The sequence below is a fragment of the Actinomycetospora sp. ABD4_176 genome (assembly GCF_056311855.1).
The window spans coordinates 3,852,799-3,869,548 of sequence record NZ_CM149974.1 but is presented as its reverse complement, the minus strand read 5'-3'; the positions used below and the strand labels follow the sequence as shown (position 1 = coordinate 3,869,548).

At 76.5% G+C, this 16,750-nt stretch carries 18 protein-coding genes; 10 read left to right on the top strand and 8 right to left on the bottom strand.

Annotation, left to right across the window (positions count from 1 at the left end):
- Positions 1–5 precede the first annotated feature (5 nt).
- Positions 6–1,034 (top strand): DUF4328 domain-containing protein, encoded by a 1,029-nt coding sequence (locus ACYX4T_RS18795; RefSeq protein WP_476010804.1) that lies wholly within the window; start codon positions 6–8, stop codon positions 1,032–1,034.
- Here the strand turns inward: ACYX4T_RS18795 and ACYX4T_RS18790 are convergent.
- Both ACYX4T_RS18790 and ACYX4T_RS18785 read right to left on the bottom strand, forming a co-directional pair.
- Entirely contained in the window at positions 960–1,511 is a 552-nt protein-coding gene (locus tag ACYX4T_RS18790) for a ferritin (protein ID WP_476010803.1), read from the bottom strand. The two genes, ACYX4T_RS18795 and ACYX4T_RS18790, sit on opposite strands and share 75 nt — an antisense overlap.
- A gap of 30 nt (positions 1,512–1,541) precedes the next feature.
- Entirely contained in the window at positions 1,542–2,927 is a 1,386-nt protein-coding gene (locus tag ACYX4T_RS18785) for a ferric reductase-like transmembrane domain-containing protein (RefSeq protein WP_476010802.1), read from the bottom strand.
- 468 nt (positions 2,928–3,395) lie between these two features.
- Between ACYX4T_RS18785 and ACYX4T_RS18780 the strand changes: the two genes are divergently transcribed.
- Positions 3,396–4,127, top strand: coding sequence for a class I SAM-dependent methyltransferase (locus ACYX4T_RS18780; protein WP_476015311.1), 732 nt, complete (start codon positions 3,396–3,398; stop codon positions 4,125–4,127).
- A gap of 135 nt (positions 4,128–4,262) precedes the next feature.
- Here ACYX4T_RS18780 and ACYX4T_RS18775 read toward each other — a convergent pair whose 3' ends face one another.
- Entirely contained in the window at positions 4,263–5,201 is a 939-nt protein-coding gene (locus tag ACYX4T_RS18775; RefSeq protein WP_476015310.1) for a Rieske (2Fe-2S) protein, read from the bottom strand.
- A 167-nt stretch (positions 5,202–5,368) separates the two neighbouring features.
- A complete protein-coding gene (locus ACYX4T_RS18770) occupies positions 5,369–6,577 on the bottom strand; it encodes an arginine deiminase (RefSeq protein ID WP_476010801.1) in 1,209 nt (402 codons plus the stop codon).
- Between the two features lie 39 nt (positions 6,578–6,616).
- Between ACYX4T_RS18770 and ACYX4T_RS18765 the strand changes: the two genes are divergently transcribed.
- Positions 6,617–7,528 carry an SDR family NAD(P)-dependent oxidoreductase gene (locus ACYX4T_RS18765; protein WP_476010800.1) on the top strand — a complete coding sequence of 304 codons (912 nt, stop codon included), beginning with the start codon at positions 6,617–6,619 and terminating at the stop codon, positions 7,526–7,528.
- Positions 7,529–7,601: 73 nt separating this feature from the next.
- Here the strand turns inward: ACYX4T_RS18765 and ACYX4T_RS18760 are convergent, their stop codons facing one another.
- Positions 7,602–8,417 carry a CPBP family intramembrane glutamic endopeptidase gene (locus ACYX4T_RS18760; RefSeq protein WP_476010799.1) on the bottom strand — a complete coding sequence of 272 codons (816 nt, stop codon included), beginning with the start codon at positions 8,415–8,417 and terminating at the stop codon, positions 7,602–7,604.
- A gap of 71 nt (positions 8,418–8,488) precedes the next feature.
- Here ACYX4T_RS18760 and ACYX4T_RS18755 point away from each other — a divergent pair, with 71 nt between their 5' ends.
- From ACYX4T_RS18755 to ACYX4T_RS18745, 3 genes are read left to right on the top strand one after another with little or no spacing between them, the layout of a single operon-like run.
- Entirely contained in the window at positions 8,489–9,706 is a 1,218-nt protein-coding gene (locus ACYX4T_RS18755) for an FAD-dependent monooxygenase (protein ID WP_476010798.1), read from the top strand.
- A gap of 24 nt (positions 9,707–9,730) precedes the next feature.
- Positions 9,731–10,165, top strand: a complete 435-nt coding sequence (locus ACYX4T_RS18750) for a hypothetical protein (protein ID WP_476010797.1) — start codon at positions 9,731–9,733, stop codon at positions 10,163–10,165.
- On the top strand, positions 10,162–10,500 hold the full coding sequence (locus tag ACYX4T_RS18745) for a DUF3817 domain-containing protein (protein WP_274231190.1): 339 nt from the start codon (positions 10,162–10,164) through the stop codon (positions 10,498–10,500). Before ACYX4T_RS18750 ends, ACYX4T_RS18745 begins: the two co-directional genes overlap by 4 nt.
- Here the strand turns inward: ACYX4T_RS18745 and ACYX4T_RS18740 are convergent.
- A complete protein-coding gene (locus ACYX4T_RS18740) occupies positions 10,475–11,317 on the bottom strand; it encodes a DUF2470 domain-containing protein (RefSeq protein WP_476010796.1) in 843 nt (280 codons plus the stop codon). The genes ACYX4T_RS18745 and ACYX4T_RS18740 overlap by 26 nt on opposite strands.
- 159 nt (positions 11,318–11,476) lie before the next feature.
- On the opposite strand from ACYX4T_RS18740, the gene ACYX4T_RS18735 reads away from it, so the two are divergent.
- The 3 genes from ACYX4T_RS18735 to ACYX4T_RS18725 are packed head-to-tail and all read left to right on the top strand — an operon-like array spanning position 11,477 to position 14,059.
- Entirely contained in the window at positions 11,477–12,379 is a 903-nt protein-coding gene (locus tag ACYX4T_RS18735) for a hypothetical protein (protein ID WP_476010795.1), read from the top strand.
- 43 nt (positions 12,380–12,422) lie between these two features.
- Positions 12,423–13,406, top strand: a complete 984-nt coding sequence (gene pheA, locus ACYX4T_RS18730; protein WP_476015309.1) for a prephenate dehydratase — start codon at positions 12,423–12,425, stop codon at positions 13,404–13,406.
- Positions 13,403–14,059 (top strand): histidine phosphatase family protein, encoded by a 657-nt coding sequence (locus ACYX4T_RS18725; RefSeq protein WP_476010794.1) that lies wholly within the window; start codon positions 13,403–13,405, stop codon positions 14,057–14,059. Before pheA ends, ACYX4T_RS18725 begins: the two co-directional genes overlap by 4 nt.
- Positions 14,060–14,085: 26 nt before the next feature.
- Here ACYX4T_RS18725 and ACYX4T_RS18720 read toward each other — a convergent pair whose 3' ends face one another.
- Positions 14,086–14,430 (bottom strand): metallopeptidase family protein, encoded by a 345-nt coding sequence (locus ACYX4T_RS18720; RefSeq protein WP_476010793.1) that lies wholly within the window; start codon positions 14,428–14,430, stop codon positions 14,086–14,088.
- A gap of 10 nt (positions 14,431–14,440) precedes the next feature.
- On the bottom strand, positions 14,441–15,715 hold the full coding sequence (locus tag ACYX4T_RS18715; RefSeq protein WP_476010792.1) for a septum formation family protein: 1,275 nt from the start codon (positions 15,713–15,715) through the stop codon (positions 14,441–14,443).
- Positions 15,716–15,832: 117 nt separating this feature from the next.
- On the opposite strand from ACYX4T_RS18715, the gene ACYX4T_RS18710 reads away from it, so the two are divergent.
- Complete coding sequence (locus ACYX4T_RS18710) at positions 15,833–16,750, top strand: hypothetical protein (RefSeq protein WP_476010791.1); 918 nt, start codon at positions 15,833–15,835, stop codon at positions 16,748–16,750.

Here is a 16,750-nt window from a genome sequence, read left to right as displayed (position 1 = left end):
GCGCCGTGACCTGTCCGCGGTGCGGGCGGCCCCAGCCGCCCCTGGACGCGCCGGGTGCGCCGCGCGCGGGGGCGACCCGCTACTGCGTGCACTGCGGCCGGGTCCTCGCGGGCGTGCGCTGGGTGGCGCTGCCCCCGGACGCACTGCGCCCCCGCGAGCCGCGGACGCCGCGACGGCCGTACACCGGGCCCCCGCGCTACCGGGCGACCCCGCGCTGGAGCCTGCGCAGCTGGATGCCCGCCCCCGAGCCGGGCGACGAGGGCCCCCTGCCGGTCGCGCCGCCGCGCGAGCCCGACGAGGTCCTGCGCCGCACGGGCGATCTGCTCGCGCGGGTGGCGACGGTGACCGCCGTGCTCGCCGGGCTCGGGGCGCTCGCCGAGGCCGTCCGCTACGGGCTGCTCGTCGCGAGCCGCAGCGCGGCGCTCCCGTCCGGTCCCGTGACCGCCTCCGACGCGCTCGTCGCCCTGCTCGGCGTGCTCGCCCCCGCCGCCGCGCTGGCGACCGGCGTGCTGTTCCTGTGGTGGCTGCACCGGGCCCGCGGGATCGCCGCGACGCTGTCGGGCACGCGGCCCGCGCGGCGCTTCCGGGCGGTCGTCGTCGGCAGCGTGCTGCCGGGGCCGAACCTCACCGTTCCCGGGTCGGCGCTGACCGAGCTCGAGCACGCCGCCTCCGGGCTGCCGCGTGACGAGCGCCCCCGACCGTCGGCGCCGGTGCGCCGCTGGTGGGTGGCGTGGGACGCGAGCGTGGTGCTCGGCATCGCGGCCGTCATGCGCGGCCTGGGCGCGAGCACTCAGGCGCTCGCGGACTCGGTGCTCCTGCACGCCATCGCCGACGTCGCGGCGGCCGTCGCGGCGCTCGCGACCGTCCGCGTCGTCACCCACCTCACCGAGCTGCTCGCCCCGGAGCTGCGGCCCGCGGGGCGGGAGGCGGTGCTGGGGGTCGGGCCGGCGTCGTCCGGCTCAGTCGCCGCTGCCGAGGACGGCGACGCCGCCGGCGGCGGGCGGGGCCGTGGGGTCGGTGCCGAGGTCGGGTGACATCTCGCGGGCGACGAAGTCCTCGACGTGGAAGAGGTTGGCACCGGCGCGGCGCACGATGCGCAGGAGCGTGGTCATCGAGGCGACCTCCTCGACCTGCTCCTTGAGGTACCACTGCATGAACTGCTCGCCGAGGTAGTCGCCCTCGTCGCGGGCCGTGCGCGCCAGCGTCGCGATCTGGTCGGTGACCGCGCGCTCCTGCTCGAGCACCAGCTCCACGACCTGCTCGACCGAGTCGAACTCGGCGCGCACGTCGTCGACGCCCGGGATGGACACGGGCAGGTCGTTGTCGAGCAGGAAGCGCACGATGCCCATGGCGTGGTTCCGCTCCTCGAGCGCCTGGGCGTAGAAGTGCGCGGCCAGCCGGGGGAGGTCCTGGTCGTCGCAGTAGACGGCGACCGCGGTGTACTGCTGCGACGCCGTGAACTCGTTGCGGATCTGCGCCCGGAGCAGTTCGTGGAACGTCGCGGCGGCCATGCGCCCGAGTCTAGGTGTTCCGCCCGGTCCTCAGGTGCGTGCCGAGCGGCGGCCGTGCTTGCCGCCCGAGCGCGGGGCGGGCACCTCGGTGCTCGTGCGCCCCGCCGCGCCGTCGGCGACCGGGATGGCCCCCGACCAGCCGAACTGCTCGGTGTGGATGCGCGTCGGCGGCACACCGAGCTGGTCGAGGGCGGCCAGCGAGCCCGCCGTGACCGACGGCGAGCCGCAGACGAAGAAGTCGAGCTCGCGGCGCGCGGCGGGGTCGTCGGGCAGGACCTCGTCGAGCAGCGCGGCGTCGATCCGGCGGCCGTCCGTGCGCGTGACCTGCAGGTCGAGACGCCGGGACAGGGCGGTGAGCTCGTCGGCGAACAGCGGCTCGGTGCCGCGCTCGGCGAGGACGAGGCGGTGAGTACGGGTGTCGCCGCCGTCGGCGAGGGTGCGCAGCATGCTCATCATCGGTGTGATCCCGACGCCCCCGGCGAGCAGCACGAGGCCCGCCGACCCGGGGGCCGCGGCGTCGGTGAACGAGCCGTGGGGGCCGTCGAGCCAGACCTTGCTGCCGGTGCGCAGCGTGGACAGCAGCCCGGAGAAGTCGCCCTGGTCGCGGACGGTGAGCTCGAGACGGCCGGTGACGCGGGCGCTCGAGGCGATCGTGAAGGGGTGCTCCTCGGTGCCGACCACCGCGCGGCGCAGGCGCAGCCAGACGAACTGGCCGGGCGAGAAGCGCAGGCCGCCGCGACGCAGGTGCACGGGCGCGAGCACGAGCGTCGACACCGTCGGGCTCTCCCGGCGCACCCCGTAGACGACGTAGGCGCCCTGGCGGGAGAACAGCGGGCGCCACACCCAGCGGTGCGCGAGCACCCCGAGCAGCACCAGGACCAGCGCGGACAGCACGACGCGCATCACCGGGTCGGTGACGAGGTTGCCCAGCCAGAACACGTGCAGGCCGGCGAGCACGAGCGCCGCCGCGGCGAGCAGGACGTGCAGGCGCGCCCAGATCTCGTAGCGCGCACCGGGCCGCCGGCCCCGCACCGCGACCAGCCCGACCAGCAGCAGCGCGCCGACCGACGTCCACCCGGCCAGAGCGGCGTCGCTCGCCCGGAAGGGGTCGAGCAGGATCGGGTGGTTGACGACGGCGACGACGAGGTGCAGGCCGACCAGGAGGATCGCCAGCGTCCCGAGCCAGCGGTGCAGGCCGATCACCTTCTCGACCCCGAACGCCCGGGTCAGCGAGCGCACGCGGCTCGGGACGACGACCACCACGATCAGCAGGCTCAGCGCGAGCAGTCCGAGCCCGACCGAGAGCATGCCGATCACCGAGGTCCCGCCGGCGCGGGAGGCCATGAGGGCGACGGGGACCACCACGAGGGCGGCGAGCGCCGCCGTCCAGAGGGCACGGGTCAGCTTCAACGGCACGGCGCGGAACGGTAGGCAGCGTCGATCAGCAGCCCGGCGCGTCTGAGAGCCCGGGGTGGCGTGGCGCGACGACGGGCGCCCGCCGCGCGCCCACCCGCCCCCGGTTCCCCCGATCGGACCTATCCCTGCGCTGTCTGCGGTTCGCGGTTCTCAGGTTCGTGGGGCGGTACGAGCGATGCGGCATCGCTGGCACTGATCGCCAGGATCGCCACATCCTCGCCCGCGCGACACGCCGTCTGCCGGAGCCGAACGGCGCACGGGGTGGTGCCGGCGTCGCGTCCGCGCTGGCACTCACCGTCAATTGATCCCCCACCTCGCACCGTCGCGCGCCGGTCCGGGGCACCGTGCAGGATGCACCGCGTGATCCCGTCCTCGAGCACCTCCCGGTCGCAGCGGCGCCGACGGACCGCCGCGGTCCTCGCCCTCACGGCGGCGACCGCCGCGCTCGTCCCGCCGGCGCTGCGGTCCCTGCGCGGCGGGCAGCGGTTCGACCGCGCGGCCGCGGCGGCCGGGGTGTCGTCGCAGTTCGACCAGGACGCGAGCTCCTACGACCGCCTCGTCGGCGCGAACCCCGGCTACCACGAGCACCTGCGCCTGTCGGCCCGTCGCCTCGACCTGCCCGACCGCGGCGCCGGCGCCGTGCTGCTCGACGTCGGGTGCGGCACGGGGCTCTCGACGTCCGCGCTGCTCGAGACCTACCCGGAGGCCCGGATCGTCGCGGTCGACGCGTCGGCGGAGATGCTCGCGAAGGCCCGGGAGAAGGACTGGCCGGACACCGTGCGCTTCGTCCACGCGCGGGCCGAGGACATGCACGCCGCGCTGGCCGGCGAGGGCCCGTTCGACGGCCTGCTCGCCGCCTACCTCGTCCGCAACCTCCCCGACCGCGATGCGGGCGTGGCCGTGCTCGTCGAGCACCTGCGGCCCGGCGCGCCGATCGCGGTGCACGAGTACTCGGTCGCCGACTCCGGCTACGCCCGCGTCGTGTGGACCGCCGTCTGCTGGGCCGTGATCATCCCGCTTGGCCGGCGCGTCACGGGCGACGGCTCGCTCTACCGCTACCTGTGGCGGAGCGTGCTCGCCTTCGACGGCCTCGCGCGCCTCGAGCAGCGGCTGCGCGACGCCGGACTGCGCGAGGTGCACACCCGGCCCGTCGACGGCTGGCAGCGCGGGATCGTGCACACGGTGCTGGGGCGCCGCTGAGCCGGTGGATCCCCTGGCGTCCGACGCCCGCACGGCCGCGAGGCTGACGACACGCCGTGCCTCGCGCGGTCGAGCATGTGGCGATCCTGGCGTCAGACGCCAGGGATGCCGCATCGCTCGTGCTCAGCGCCCGGGTCAGCCCCGGCGGCGGGCGGCGCGGACGGCGTAGGTGCGCTCGGCGTACTCGATGTCGTCGGTCCAGAGGCGCTTGGCCGCCCACTCCATCGCCGGCCGCACCAGCGCCTCGACCCGCCGGGCCTTCGCGAACCCCGGGCGCGGGGAGTGGGCGATGGTCGCCTCGACGACGGCGGTGCGGGGGCGGCCGTCGGGGTGGGGCGCCAGCGGGGTCGCGTGGGTCTCGACGACGCTGCCGGCGCCCTCGCCGTCGGTGATGTGCATGACGATCGTGCGCGGCTCCGGGCAGGTGAACCGCGCCCGCACCGGCACGCCCCAGTTCCTCGTCAGCCGGAAGGCGACGCGCAGGTCGAAGTGGTCGTCGGCCTCGGACGCGTCGCGGCCCGGTGCCCGCTCGACGCGCAGGTCGGCGAACGAGTGCGGGTGGAACCACGCGCCGTGCCAGGGATCGAGCCGGTTGGCGATGACGTCGGCGGGCTCGCACGTGCCGACCATCGACGCCACGGCCACGAGGCTCTGGGCGACGGGCGGGCGCGCGGGCAGGATCGGCGCGTCGGTCGGTTCCTCACCGCCGACGGCGTCGAGGCGCACCCAGGCCAGCGCGCCGTCGTCGTGGGCGGGCAGGGTGCGCCAGCCGGCGCGCCCCGACGGGCCGAGCGCGAGGCCGTGCCAGCGGCAGATCAGCTCGCAGCCGGACTGCACCGCGGTGGACATGTCCGCCCCGAGGTGCGGGCACGCCCCGGGCCCGGCGTGCAGGGACCCGTCGGGCGAGCGCCACAGCACCAGCTCGACACCCGCGACGGTCGTACCGAACGGCGTCCCGGTGCGGATGTCGCGGCTCGCGCCGACGACGTACCAGTTGCCCGACGGGCGGGCCCGGGCGCGCGCCAGCGCGGCGTCGATGATCCCGACCTTGGCCTCGCGCCAGGTGGGCTCCATCGCCGCCCACTCCTGCCCGGACAGCCGCCGCAGCGGGTGGACCGGTTCGCGCCGTCGCGCCTTCAGCACGCGCCGCACGGTAGGCCGGGCGCCGTCGTGCCGCAGTGGGGGGACGCGGCCTGTGGCCGGATGCACGTGCTGCTGCGCCGAACGAGCACGTCAAGCGGTCAGACGAGCGGAGCCCGCTCCCACGGGCACGACAGGCAGCGCGGACCGCCGCGCCCGGAGCCGAGCTCGAACCCGGCGATCGTCAGGACCTCGACCCCCGCGGCCGCCAGGCGAGCGTTCGTCGTCGTGTTCCGCTCGTAGGCGACGACGCGGCCCGGTGACAAGGCGAGGGTGTTGTTGCCGTCGTCCCACTGCTCGCGCTCGGCGGCCACCGACTCCAGGCCGGTGTCGACGGCCCGCAGGGTGTCGATGCCCATCGCGCGCGCCGCGGCCGGCCGGAACGGTTCGGGGCCGGTGATGTGCAGGTGGTCGGGCCCGTCGGGGCGGACCGTCCACGCCTCGAGCCCCTCGAGCACGCCCGGGTAGATGACCATCGTGTCGACGTCGACCATCGTCGCCACCGTGTCGAGGTGCATCGTCGCCCGCCGCTGGGTGATCGGGACGGCGAGCACGGTGTGGGCGAGGCCGTCGACGAACATCGCCCGCGCGAACGACTCGGCGCCCGCGGGGCTCGTGCGCTCGCCCACCCCGATGGCGAGCACGCCGGGGGCGAGCAGCAGCACGTCGCCGCCCTCGACCGCCGACGGGTCGCGCGGGGCGGTGGGGGCCACGACGCCCAGCTCGGGGTGGTGGCGCTGGGCCAGCGCGACCAGCGAGGCCTCCCGGCGCCTCGCCGGCATGCCCATCGACGCCGCCACGACCCGCGTCCCCACCCGCACCGACGAGTCGCGGGTGAACATGAGGTTGGGCAGCGGGTCGACCGCGAAGTCGTGCGGTCCGGCCATCGCGCGCACCAGCGACTGGCCGGTGACGCCCAGCTCGGCGAACGTGCGTCCCCCGATGAGCGCGTCGGCGACGGCGTCGTCGTCGAGAGCCGCCAGCTCGGCGAACACGGCCGCGGCCAGCTCGCGGCCGAGCACGCGCTCGTCGACGGCGGCCTCGATGCCCGCTTCCCGGGCGTCCGGGGCGGCCGCGAGCGACTCGCGCAGCACGTCGCCCAGCAGCAGCACCCGCACACCCTCCCCGCGCAGCAGGTCGGCGAAGGCGTCGTGCTCGACCTGCGCGCGCTCGACCCACGGGATGCCGTCGAACAGCAGCCGGTCGGCGTTGCGGGGCGTCAGCCGCTCGAGCTCGGGGCCGGGGCGGTGCAGCACGACGGTGCGCAGGGCCCCGACCTCGGTGTCCACGTGTGGCGCGTCCGACTCCACGGTCGGCGACCCTAGGGTGCCCGCTCTACTGTGCGCGCCATGGGACTGCTCGAGGACAAGGTGGTCGTGGTCACCGGCGCCGGGCGCGGCATCGGCCGCGGTGAGGCGCTGGAGTGCGCGCGGCAGGGGGCGGCGGTCGTCGTCGCCGAGTTCGACGCCGAGGCCGGCGAGGAGGTGGCGAAGGAGATCACCGCGGCCGGCGGCCGGGCGATCTCGGTGCCCGGCGACGTCGCGGACGCCGACGTCGCCGACGGGCTGGTCACGGCCTCCGTCGAGCAGTTCGGCGCGCTCGACGCCGTCATCAACAACGCCGGCATCCTGCGGGACCGGACGCTCGTGAAGATGTCCGACGCCGAGTGGGACGACGTCGTCCGCGTGCACCTGCGCGGCCACTTCGCCCCCACGCGCGCCGCGTGCCGCTACTGGCGCGAGAGCGAGCGGCCCGGGCACCTGGTCCACACCGCGTCCACCTCGGGGATCCTCGGCAACTTCGGCCAGAGCAACTACGGCGCGGCCAAGGCGGGCATCGCGGCGTTCTCGACGATCGTCGCCATGGAGATGGCCCGCTACAACGTCACCTCCAACGCCATCGCCCCCTCGGCGCTGACTCGCATGACCGAGGCGCTGCTGCCGCCGGACGTGCGCGAGGACCGGCGGGCGAGCCTCGAGCGCGGCGAGTTCGACTTCTTCGACCCCGACAACGTCGCCCCGTTCGTCACCTACCTCGCCTCGGACGCCTCGTCGCACATCAGCGGCAAGGTCTTCGGGGTCCAGGGCGACTCGGTGGAGCTCTACCAGCCGTTCACCTCCGTCGCGGAGATCCGGGGCGACGGGCACCGCTGGGACCCCGAGGCGATCCCCGGCCGCATGGACGAGCTGTTCACCGAGGCCGGGATCGATCCGGCGCCGGAGAACATGATGGCGCGCTCCCGGCACCGCATCGTCGGCTAGGTGGGCCCCGCGCAGGTGAGCAGAAGGAAGTGCTCCAGCACTTCTTTCTGCTCACTGGGCGCAGCCCACCCACCTAGACGGGCAGGAACGGCAGCGCGCCGCGCAGCAGCGCCGAGCCGACGAAGGCGACGACGTCGAGCAGTGCGTGGGCGCCGACCAGCGGCCAGAGCCGCCCGGTGCGCTGCCAGTACCGCCCGAACACCAGGCCCATGAGCAGGTTCCCGAGCCCGCCGCCGAAGCCCTGGTAGAGGTGGTACGACCCGCGCAGCACCGCTGAGATCGCCAGCGCCCGGTTCTCCGTCACGCCCAGGCGGCGCAGGCCGTGCAGCAGGTAGCCGACGACGAGCACCTCCTCGGCCCAGGCGTTGGCGCACGCCGAGATGATCAGCACCGGCACCGTCCACCAGTGCTCGTCGAGCAGCGAGGGGATGACGGTGGTGTTGAGGCCCAGGGCACGGCTGGCGAGGTAGAGCCCGAGGCCGGGGATTCCGATGAGCGCGGCCAGGCCGACCGCGCCGAGCGCGTCGCGGCCGGGCCGGCGCGCGTCGAGCCCGACGGCGCGCGGGCCCGCCCCGGCCCGGACCAGCAGGTACAGGCCGAGCGCGCCCCACGCCACCAGGGCGAACGAGCTCGCGAGCTGCGCGGCGAGGTCGGCCCACGGGCTGCGGGCGAGGCTCTCGTCGATCGCGACCCGGCGCTCGTCGAGCCGTACGGGCGAGGCCAGCGCGTCGAGCAGCGAGACCAGGCTCCGCACCGCCGAGAGCCCGAGCGTCACGGCGAAGACGACGACCAGCTCGGTACGCAGCAGCCGCCGCTCGCGCGGGCCGAGGGGGGCGACGTCGGGCTGCCCCGGGCGGGCCCAGCTCCGCCACACCTCCCGCGCCGTCACGGCGCCACGGTAGTCGGGCGCCGGCCGGGGACCACGCGGGACGATCGTGCCCGACGGGGTAGCCCGCCCCGGTGACCCGCCACGCACTGATCTCCGGGGCCAGCATCGCCGGCCCCGCGCTCGCCCACCAGCTCGCCGCGCGGGGCTGGCGCACGACGGTCGTGGAGCGGGCGCCGCGCCTGCGCGACGAGGGCCAGAACATCGACGTCCGCGGCGCGGGGCGCGAGGTCCTGCGTCGCATGGACCTCGAGGACGCCGCCCTCGCCGCCGGGACGGGCGAGGTGGGCCTGCGGTTCGTCGACGACGACGGTGCCGCGGTGGCCGAGTTCCCGGCCGGCCGGGGCGACACGGCCGGCGGGACCGCGGAGATGGAGATCCTGCGCGGCGAGCTCTCGCGCCTCCTCCACGAGCGCACCGTCGACACCACCGAGTACCGCTTCGGCGAGCAGATCCGCGAGCTCAGGAACGACACGGACGACACCGACCACGGCGGACGCGTCACCGCCCGCCTGGACAGCGGCGAGGAGATCGAGGCCGACCTGGTCGTCGTCGCGGAGGGCACGCGGTCGCGGACCCGGGACCTGGTGTTCGGAGACGTCGAGGTCACCGAGCTCGGCCTGCAGGTCGCCTACCTCACGATCCCGCGCACCGCCGACGACGACCGCTGGTGGCGCTGGCACTCCGCCCCGGGCTCGCGCAGCACGAGCCTGCGCCCGGACAACCGGGGCACCACCCGGGCGATGCTCGCGTTCCTGTCCGACGTCCGCGGGCTCGGCGAGCTCGACCGCGACGCCCAGGTCACCGTGCTGCGCCGCACCTACGCCGACGTCGGCTGGCAGGCCCCCCGCGTCCTCGCGGCGCTCGACCCGGACGTGGGTGCGGCGATGTACCTCGACGCCGTCGCCCGGGTCCGGCTGCCGCGCTGGAGCACCGGGCGCACCGTGCTGCTCGGCGACGCCGCCTGGGCCACCGGCCCGTTCGGCACCGGGACGACGCTGGCACTGGTCGGCGCGTACGTCCTGGCGGGCGAGCTGGGCAGCACCACCGACGTGACCACCGCGCTCGCCCGCTACGAGCAGCGGATGCGGCCCTTCGTCGCGCAGGCCCAGGACGTCCGGCCGGCCGCCCTGCGCGCCATGAACCCGGGCTCGAGGGCGGGCCTCGCGGTGCAGCGCCGGCTGCTGGGCCTCGCGGGCTCGCTGTCGTCGGTGTTCGGCGGGGTGCTCGAGAAGCTCGGGAGCCGCCCGACGGAGGCCGTCGAGCTCCCCGACTACCGCACCGTCGTGTGACGGGACGCCGGTAACCTCGAGAGTGTGCTGCGCCTGCTCGCCACCCCCCGCTGGATCGGGTGGACGCTGTTCGCGCTGGCCGCCGTCCTCGTCTGCGGCGCGATGGCCTGGTGGCAGGTCGTGCGCGCCGAGTCCCCGGGCGGGTCGCTGCTGAACGCGGGCTACGCGTTCCAGTGGCCGCTGTTCGGCCTGTTCTTCGCCGCGCTGTGGTGGCGCATGCTGCGCGCCGAGGCGAGGGCTCTCGACGACGTGCAGGCGGAGCGGCGGGTCCGGGAGGCCCCGGCGCCCGTGCGCGCCGCCCCCGCCGACTCGCCGTTCGGGCCGCGCCCGGCCGGGGTCCGCCCCGGCGGGCCGGACGACGCGGAGGCGGGGAGCGAGCGGGCGCGCTGGAACGCCATGTACGCCGCGCTAGCCGCCGGCGAGGAGTCCCGCGAGACCCCGGAGGAGAGACCGTCGTGACCACCAGCAGTCCCCCCGACGCCCCGCCCACCCCGGAGGTCGTCGCGGCGCTGCGGCGCTACCGCGTCGGTGCGTGGGTGGTCGGCGTCGGCCTGCTCGTACTCGTGCTGGTCGGCATGCCCCTGAAGTACCTGGGCGGCGACGGCACGGTGGTCGCGATCGTCGGCCCGATCCACGGTTTCCTCTACATGGGCTACCTGCTGCTCACCGCGGACCTCGCCTACCGCGACCGCTGGGCGGTCGGCAAGGCGGTCCTGGTGGCGCTGGCCGGGACGATCCCGTTCGTGTCGTTCGTGGCCGAGCGGAAGATCACGCGTCCGCTGCGGGACGCGTGACGGGCCGCAGGCCGGGGACGTCCTCGCCGCCGCCGATGAGGGCGCGGACGGCCTCGCCGAGCTGACCGGGGCACGACAGCGGGGCCCCGAACGGCAACCGCACGTCGTGGTCGTCCCCCGCGGTCTCGACCCGCAGCCGCAGTCCGAAGCGGTCGACGCCCAGCGGCGCGAGCCGGTGACCGGGGCGGCGCAGGTGCACCGGCAACCGCGGGACCAGCGCGGACAGGGTGCCCGCGTGGGCGGCGGCGAGGTGGGCGAGCCACGGGTCGCCGGTGGCGGCCACGGGGTCGGGCGGCGCGGCGGCCATCGCGGTCGGGGCGAGCGCCTCGGTGCCCTCGGCGTCGGAGAGCACGACCATGGCGGGCTCCAGACGCAGCAGCGTCTCGCCGTGGCCGACGTCGAGCAGGCGCTCGTCGGGCAGCTCGGCGGCGATGCGCAGCGCGGCGCGGCGGGCCACCCGCAGCGGCAGCACCCGCAGCCGCCCGCTGACCCAGAGCAGCCCGCGCACCGGCCGCCGGACGGTCACCGGGGCGACGTCGGCCAGCTCCAGCATCACCGGCAGCAGTGCCTCGCCGCGCTCGCGGGCGCGCAGCACCAGCGGGTGGTCCTCGGGGAACTGCAGGGTCGCCGCACCCGTCGACGGCACGTGGTGCAGCGTCGGCGTCGCGCGGAGCTCGCCGTCGCCCGACCCGCCGTGCTCGCCGACGGCCTCGCCGATCACCGCCGCGTGCCGCGCGCGGCCGGCGAGTGTCCGGGCGCGCTCGGCGGGCGGCGGGACGGGCGGCAGCGACGTTGCCGGCGGTCGGCTCCTGGACATCGGACTCCCTCGGTGCGACGAACTAAGGGGAGCCTAATCAAACTTCGGCACGGAGCGCGAGACCCTGGGCCGGCAGAGCGGGGGCGTCGCCGTGGATCCACCCCGCTCGGCACGGACCGGTGGGCGGACCGCTCCGGGCCGCCCGCTACCGTGCCGGACGTGTCCACCGTCCCCCAGGCCGGCGGGGCACCGGTCGACGGTGTTCCCCCGCTGCTGCGCGCGATCGTTGACGACGCGACGCTCGTGGCGGAGGGACCGCGGCCGGACATGGCGACCGTCGTCGACGAGCACCTCGCGGCCCGCGCCGCCGACGCCGGCGGCCTGCTCGGCTCGCTGGTCGTGCCCGTCTCACGGCTCTCCGAGCTGGTGTCGGTGCTGGTCAAGCGCCGGCCGTCGGCGCCGTTGCCGATCGCCCTGGCCGTCGACACCGGGCTCGGCGGGGTGCCCAAGGCGCTGTCGCTGACGTCGTCGCGCGCGGCCCTGCTCGACCCGCGCACGGTCGAGATGCCGGCGCCGCACGACGTCGACACGATCTGGCTCGAGCGGGTCACCGAGTTCGTCCCCGACGACGTCGTCGCCGTCGTCGAGCCGCGCCGCCCCGACGCCGAGGGTTCGGCGGACTGGCTCGACGGGGTGCGCCGGGTCGTCGACCACGGCTGCCGGCCCAAGCTGCGCTGCGGCGGCGGGCGCGCCGGTGCCTTCCCCGGCATCGGGGACGTCGCGGGCTTCCTGGCCCTGGCCCTCGACGCCGGGCGGTCGTTCACGGCGAGCATCGGGCTGCGCTCCGCCGTGCGCCACACCGACCCCGCCACCGGCTTCACCCACCACGGCTGGCTGAACCTCCTGGCCGCCACGGTCCGCGGGCTCGGCCCGGGCACCGACGCGCCGGTCGAGGAACGCATCGGCGAGGCGCTGCTCGTCACCGACGGCGACGCCCTGGCCGGCGAGCTCGCCGCCGTCGGGCCCGACGCCGCCGTGCGCGTGCGCTCGCTGTTCTCGTCCTTCGGCTCCACGGCGGTCACGGAGCCCGCCCCGGAGCTCGCGCGGCTCGGCCTGCTCTGAGGTCCCAGCCCGGCGGTCCGTAGGCTCGGGTGACGTGACCGGTCTGCGCGTGGCGTTCCTCGGCCCGCACGGCACCTTCTGCGAGCAGGCGCTGCGCACCCTCACCCCGGACGTGCTCGGCGAGGCCCTCGGCGACCCCGAGCCGTCGCTGCACCCCTTGCCGAGCACCACCGCCGCCCTCGACGCCGTGCGCGACGGCAGTGCCGCCGGCGGGGCGGACGCGGCGTGCGTGCCGGTGGAGAACTCGGTCGAGGGCGGGGTGCCCGCCACCATGGACGGCCTGGTCGCCGAGCCGCCGCTGGTGATCGTGCGCGAGATCCTCCTGCCGGTGCGGTTCTCGGTGCTCGTGCGCCCCGGCACGACGATCGCCGACGTCGGTTCCGTCGCCTCGCACCCCCACGGCGAGGCCCAGACGCGCCGGTGGATCGCCGAGCACCTGCCCGCCGCCGAGGTGCGCCTGACGTCGTCGACGGCCGCGGCCGCCGCGCAGGTCGCCGCGGGGGAGGTCGACGCCGCGGTGTGCGCGCCGGTCGCCGCGGCGCACCACGGCCTCGTCGAGCTCGCCGCGGGCGTGCACGACTCGGGCGACGCGGTGACGCGGTTCGTGCTGGTCCGTCCGCCCGGCCCGCCCGGGCTGCCCGCGCCCACCGGCGCCGACCGGACCTCGCTCGCCGCCACGACCGTCAACCGGCCGGGCGCGCTGCTCGCCGTCCTCACCGAGATCGCGGTGCGGGGTGTGGACCTCACCCGCATCGAGTCCCGCCCGCTCAAGGACCGCCGCGGCGAGTACTGGTTCTTCCTCGACGGCATCGGGCACGTCGCCGAGCCGGCGATGGGGGAGGCGCTGGCGGCGCTGCGCCGGCGCTGCACCGACGTGCGGTTCCTCGGCTCGTACCCCCGCGCGGCGGTGCCCGGCGGCGACGAGCCCGGCGGGCGCCTCGCCGACCCGGGCCCGGGGCAGACCGTGAAGGACTACACCGAGGCGGCGTCCTGGCTGGCGTCCCTGCGCGAAGGGACCGGTGCATGAGCGACCTGCGGCTCGTCCTCGCCCGCCACGGGCAGACGCAGTCCAACATCGACCGCGTCCTCGACACGGTGCTGCCCGGGCCCCCGCTCACCGAGCTCGGCCGAGCGCAGGCCAGCGCCCTCGGGCGGGAGCTCGCCGCGGGCGCGGAGGGCACGGTCACCGGGCTGTACCACTCGCTCGCGCGCCGGGCGGCCGAGACGGCGGGGCTCGTCGCGGAGCACCTCGGGGTGGCGCCGGTGGAGGTCGGCGGCGTGCACGAGGTGCAGGTCGGCGAGCTCGAGGGCCGCAACGACGAGCCCGCGATCGGCGCGTTCCGCCGCGTGGTCGAGCGCTGGCAGACCGGCGAGCTCGACGTCGCCCACCCCGGTGGCGAGACGGGGCGTGACCTGCTGGCGCGCTACCTCCCGGTGGTCGCCGACCTGCGCGACCGCCACCCCGAGGGCGGCACGATCGTGCTGGTCAGCCACGGCGCGGCCCTGCGGCTGGCGGCGATCGAGCTCGTCGAGCACGTCGGCACCCCGCCGCTGGACGAGGAGCACGTCGCCAACTGCGGGCGCATCGTCCTGCGCCCGCGCGGCAGCAGCTGGGAGCTCGTGGCCTGGCGCAGCGCCGTCCCCGGCGGCCTGCCCGCCACCGACGACCCGACGGGCTAGGTGCGCCTCACGAGCGCGGAGCGCACCTAGCCCCAGCCGAGGCGGTGCAGGGTCTCCTCGTCGATGCCGAAGTGGTGCGCGACCTCGTGCACGACGGTCACGGCGACCTCCTCGCGCAGCTCGTCCTCGTCCTCGCAGACCTCGGCCAGCGCCGCGCGGTAGAGCGTGATCCGGTCGGGCAGGAAGCCGCCGTAGTCGCTGTAGCGCTCGGTCAGCGCGACGCCCTCGTAGAGCCCGAGCAGGTCCGGCTCCTCGGGGTGGCGCTCCTCGACGAGCACGACGACGTTGTCCATCGCGCGGGTCAGCGGGGCGGGCAGCTCGTCGAGGGCGTCGGCGACCAGCTCCTCGAACCGCTCCGGGCCGACCTCCACCGGCGGGGGGTCAGTTGCCGAGGCCCGGCACGGGCAGCGACGACGGGAGCGGCAGCGGCGCGCCGCCGCCCTGCTGCCCCGCCTGCCCGGCGCCGCCCTCGCCCGCGGTGCCGCCCGTGGCGGTGCCGCCCTCGGGCGCTGGGGTGGTGCTCGAGCCCGGCACCGACGCCGGCGCCCCGGGGCGCAGGGTCGGGGCCGTCGTCGCCGGCGCCTCGCCGCCGATGGTCACGCCCTCGGCCGCCGTGCCCGTCAGCGGGGCGAAGCCCGAGCTGTCGGGCAGCAGGGAGCCGAGGTTGCAGCTCACGCGCCGGGTGCCGGCGGTCCAGGACTCCTCGGCGAGGTTGGTCCAGTACACGGTGAGCTTGGAGTCGGTGAGCTTCTGCGCCGAGCCGACGTACTGCTCGGCGATCCGCTGGCACGTCGGCTGCAGGTAGTTGTCCTGGTCGTCGACCGACGGGAAGCCGTCCGGGAACTCGGTGCCGAGGTCGACGGTGCCCGCGACCTCCGCGGCGTGCGCCTCGGCGCACGAGGTGGGGTCGGCGACCTCCTTGCCCGCGAGCCCGAGGCACGTGCCCGGGTCGAACACGACGGCCTGGTCGGATTCGGCCACCCGGCCGCTCGACGCGAAGAGCGCGCCGGTGCGCCCCGGCGCCTGCAGCCCGCAGCGCACGGTCCGGTCCCCGGACTCCCACGCCGCCTGGGTCGGCTTGAGCGCGCCCGGCTTGTAGCGCCCGGCCGGGTCGAGCCGGCCCTGCAGGTAGTTCCGGGCCTGCGGGGCGCACTGGTCGGTGACGAGCTGCTGCCACGCCGGGTCCGCCGGGAACGGCGCACCGGGCGGCTGCGCGGCGGTCACCGCGCCGACGCTCTCGAACAGGTGGGACTGCGCGCAGTCGACCTCGGCGACGTCCGCGGCGTCGTCCCGGGTCCACGTGAGGCAGCGACCGGGCTCGGTGGTCAGCGGGGGCGCTTCCTCCTCGTCGTCGTCCGCGGGCGCGGCCCCGCCGGCGCTCGAGCCGCCGTCGTTCGCGAGGCCCAGGACGTCGGGCCCCGAGCCGGTGGCGGCGAGCGCGGTGGCCGCGATCAGCATGACCAGCGCGCCCGCGAGGATGCCGACGACGCCCCGGCGCATCGCGCGGCGGCGCGGGTCGCGCCCGTCGTCGGCGCCGAGGACGCGGTCGAGCCAGCGATCGACACCCCGTCCACCGGCTCGCCCGCCGGCAGCATCGTCGTCACCGTCGGGGCGGCCCTCGCCGGACGGCCCGGACTGTCGTTCCCGCAGCAGCATCGCCCTGTCATCATGCCGCCCTCGGGATTCCCCGAGCCGGGTGATCCGGTGTCGGGCAGGATCGGTGGTGACCGGCGCGCGCCGGACGGTGCCGGTGGACGGTGGGACGGAGGGGCCATGACGGGACGAGACGACGAGCGGGAGCTGCCGTCGGAGCGCCGGGCAGAGCAGGTCGACGTGGGCGCGTCCTCCGACGAGTCCGGGCGTCCCACCGAGCAGGTCGACACGTCGGCGGTGTCGTCCGGGTCGACCCCGGGGTCGTCGCCGTCGGGTGGCCGCCACCGCGGCCTGGACGACGACACCGACAGCACGCCGCCCTCCGGGGTGCCCGCCGCGTCCGCGGGGTCGGGGAGCGGTGAGCTCCCGGCCGTGGGCGCCGGTGCCGGCGCCGGCGTCGGGGCGCCGCAGGCCGAGGGCACCCGCCGGCCCGGTCGCGTCCGCTACCAGGACCCGGCGACCACCAAGCCCCGCGAGCCCACGGTGGCCGAGCAGCGCGCCCGCCGCGAGGCCCAGCGCCGCGAGCGGGCCCAGCGCGACGCGGCGGCCGCGGCGGAGGAGCGCAAGCGCAAGGTCCGCAAGCGGGTCCTGGTCGGCGGCGGGGTCGCCGTCGGCGTCGTGGCGCTCGTCGCCGTCGTCTACGCCGCCAGCCAGCCCGACGAGGAGGTCACCGCCCAGTGCGTCGACCCGGCCGGCGTCGTCGTGCCCGACGAGAACTGCTCCGGCCCCCAGCAGGGCGGCTACTACAACAGCGGCGGCGTCTTCGTGCCGATCTTCCTCGGCGGGTTCGGCAACCAGTACCACTACAACTACGGGACCAACGCGCCCGTGGGCACCGTCGCGGGCGGGGGGACGACCACCCCGCCGTCGAGCGGCACCAGCGTCCGCAGCGGCACGACGGGCAGCTCGCTCGGCAGCACGACCAGCAGCGGCACCGTCAGCCGGGGTGGTCTGGGCGTCGGCGGCAGCTCCAGCGGCACCGCGGGCCGGGGCGGCAGCTCGAGCAGCAGCGGCGGGAGCAGCTCCAGCGGGAGCTGA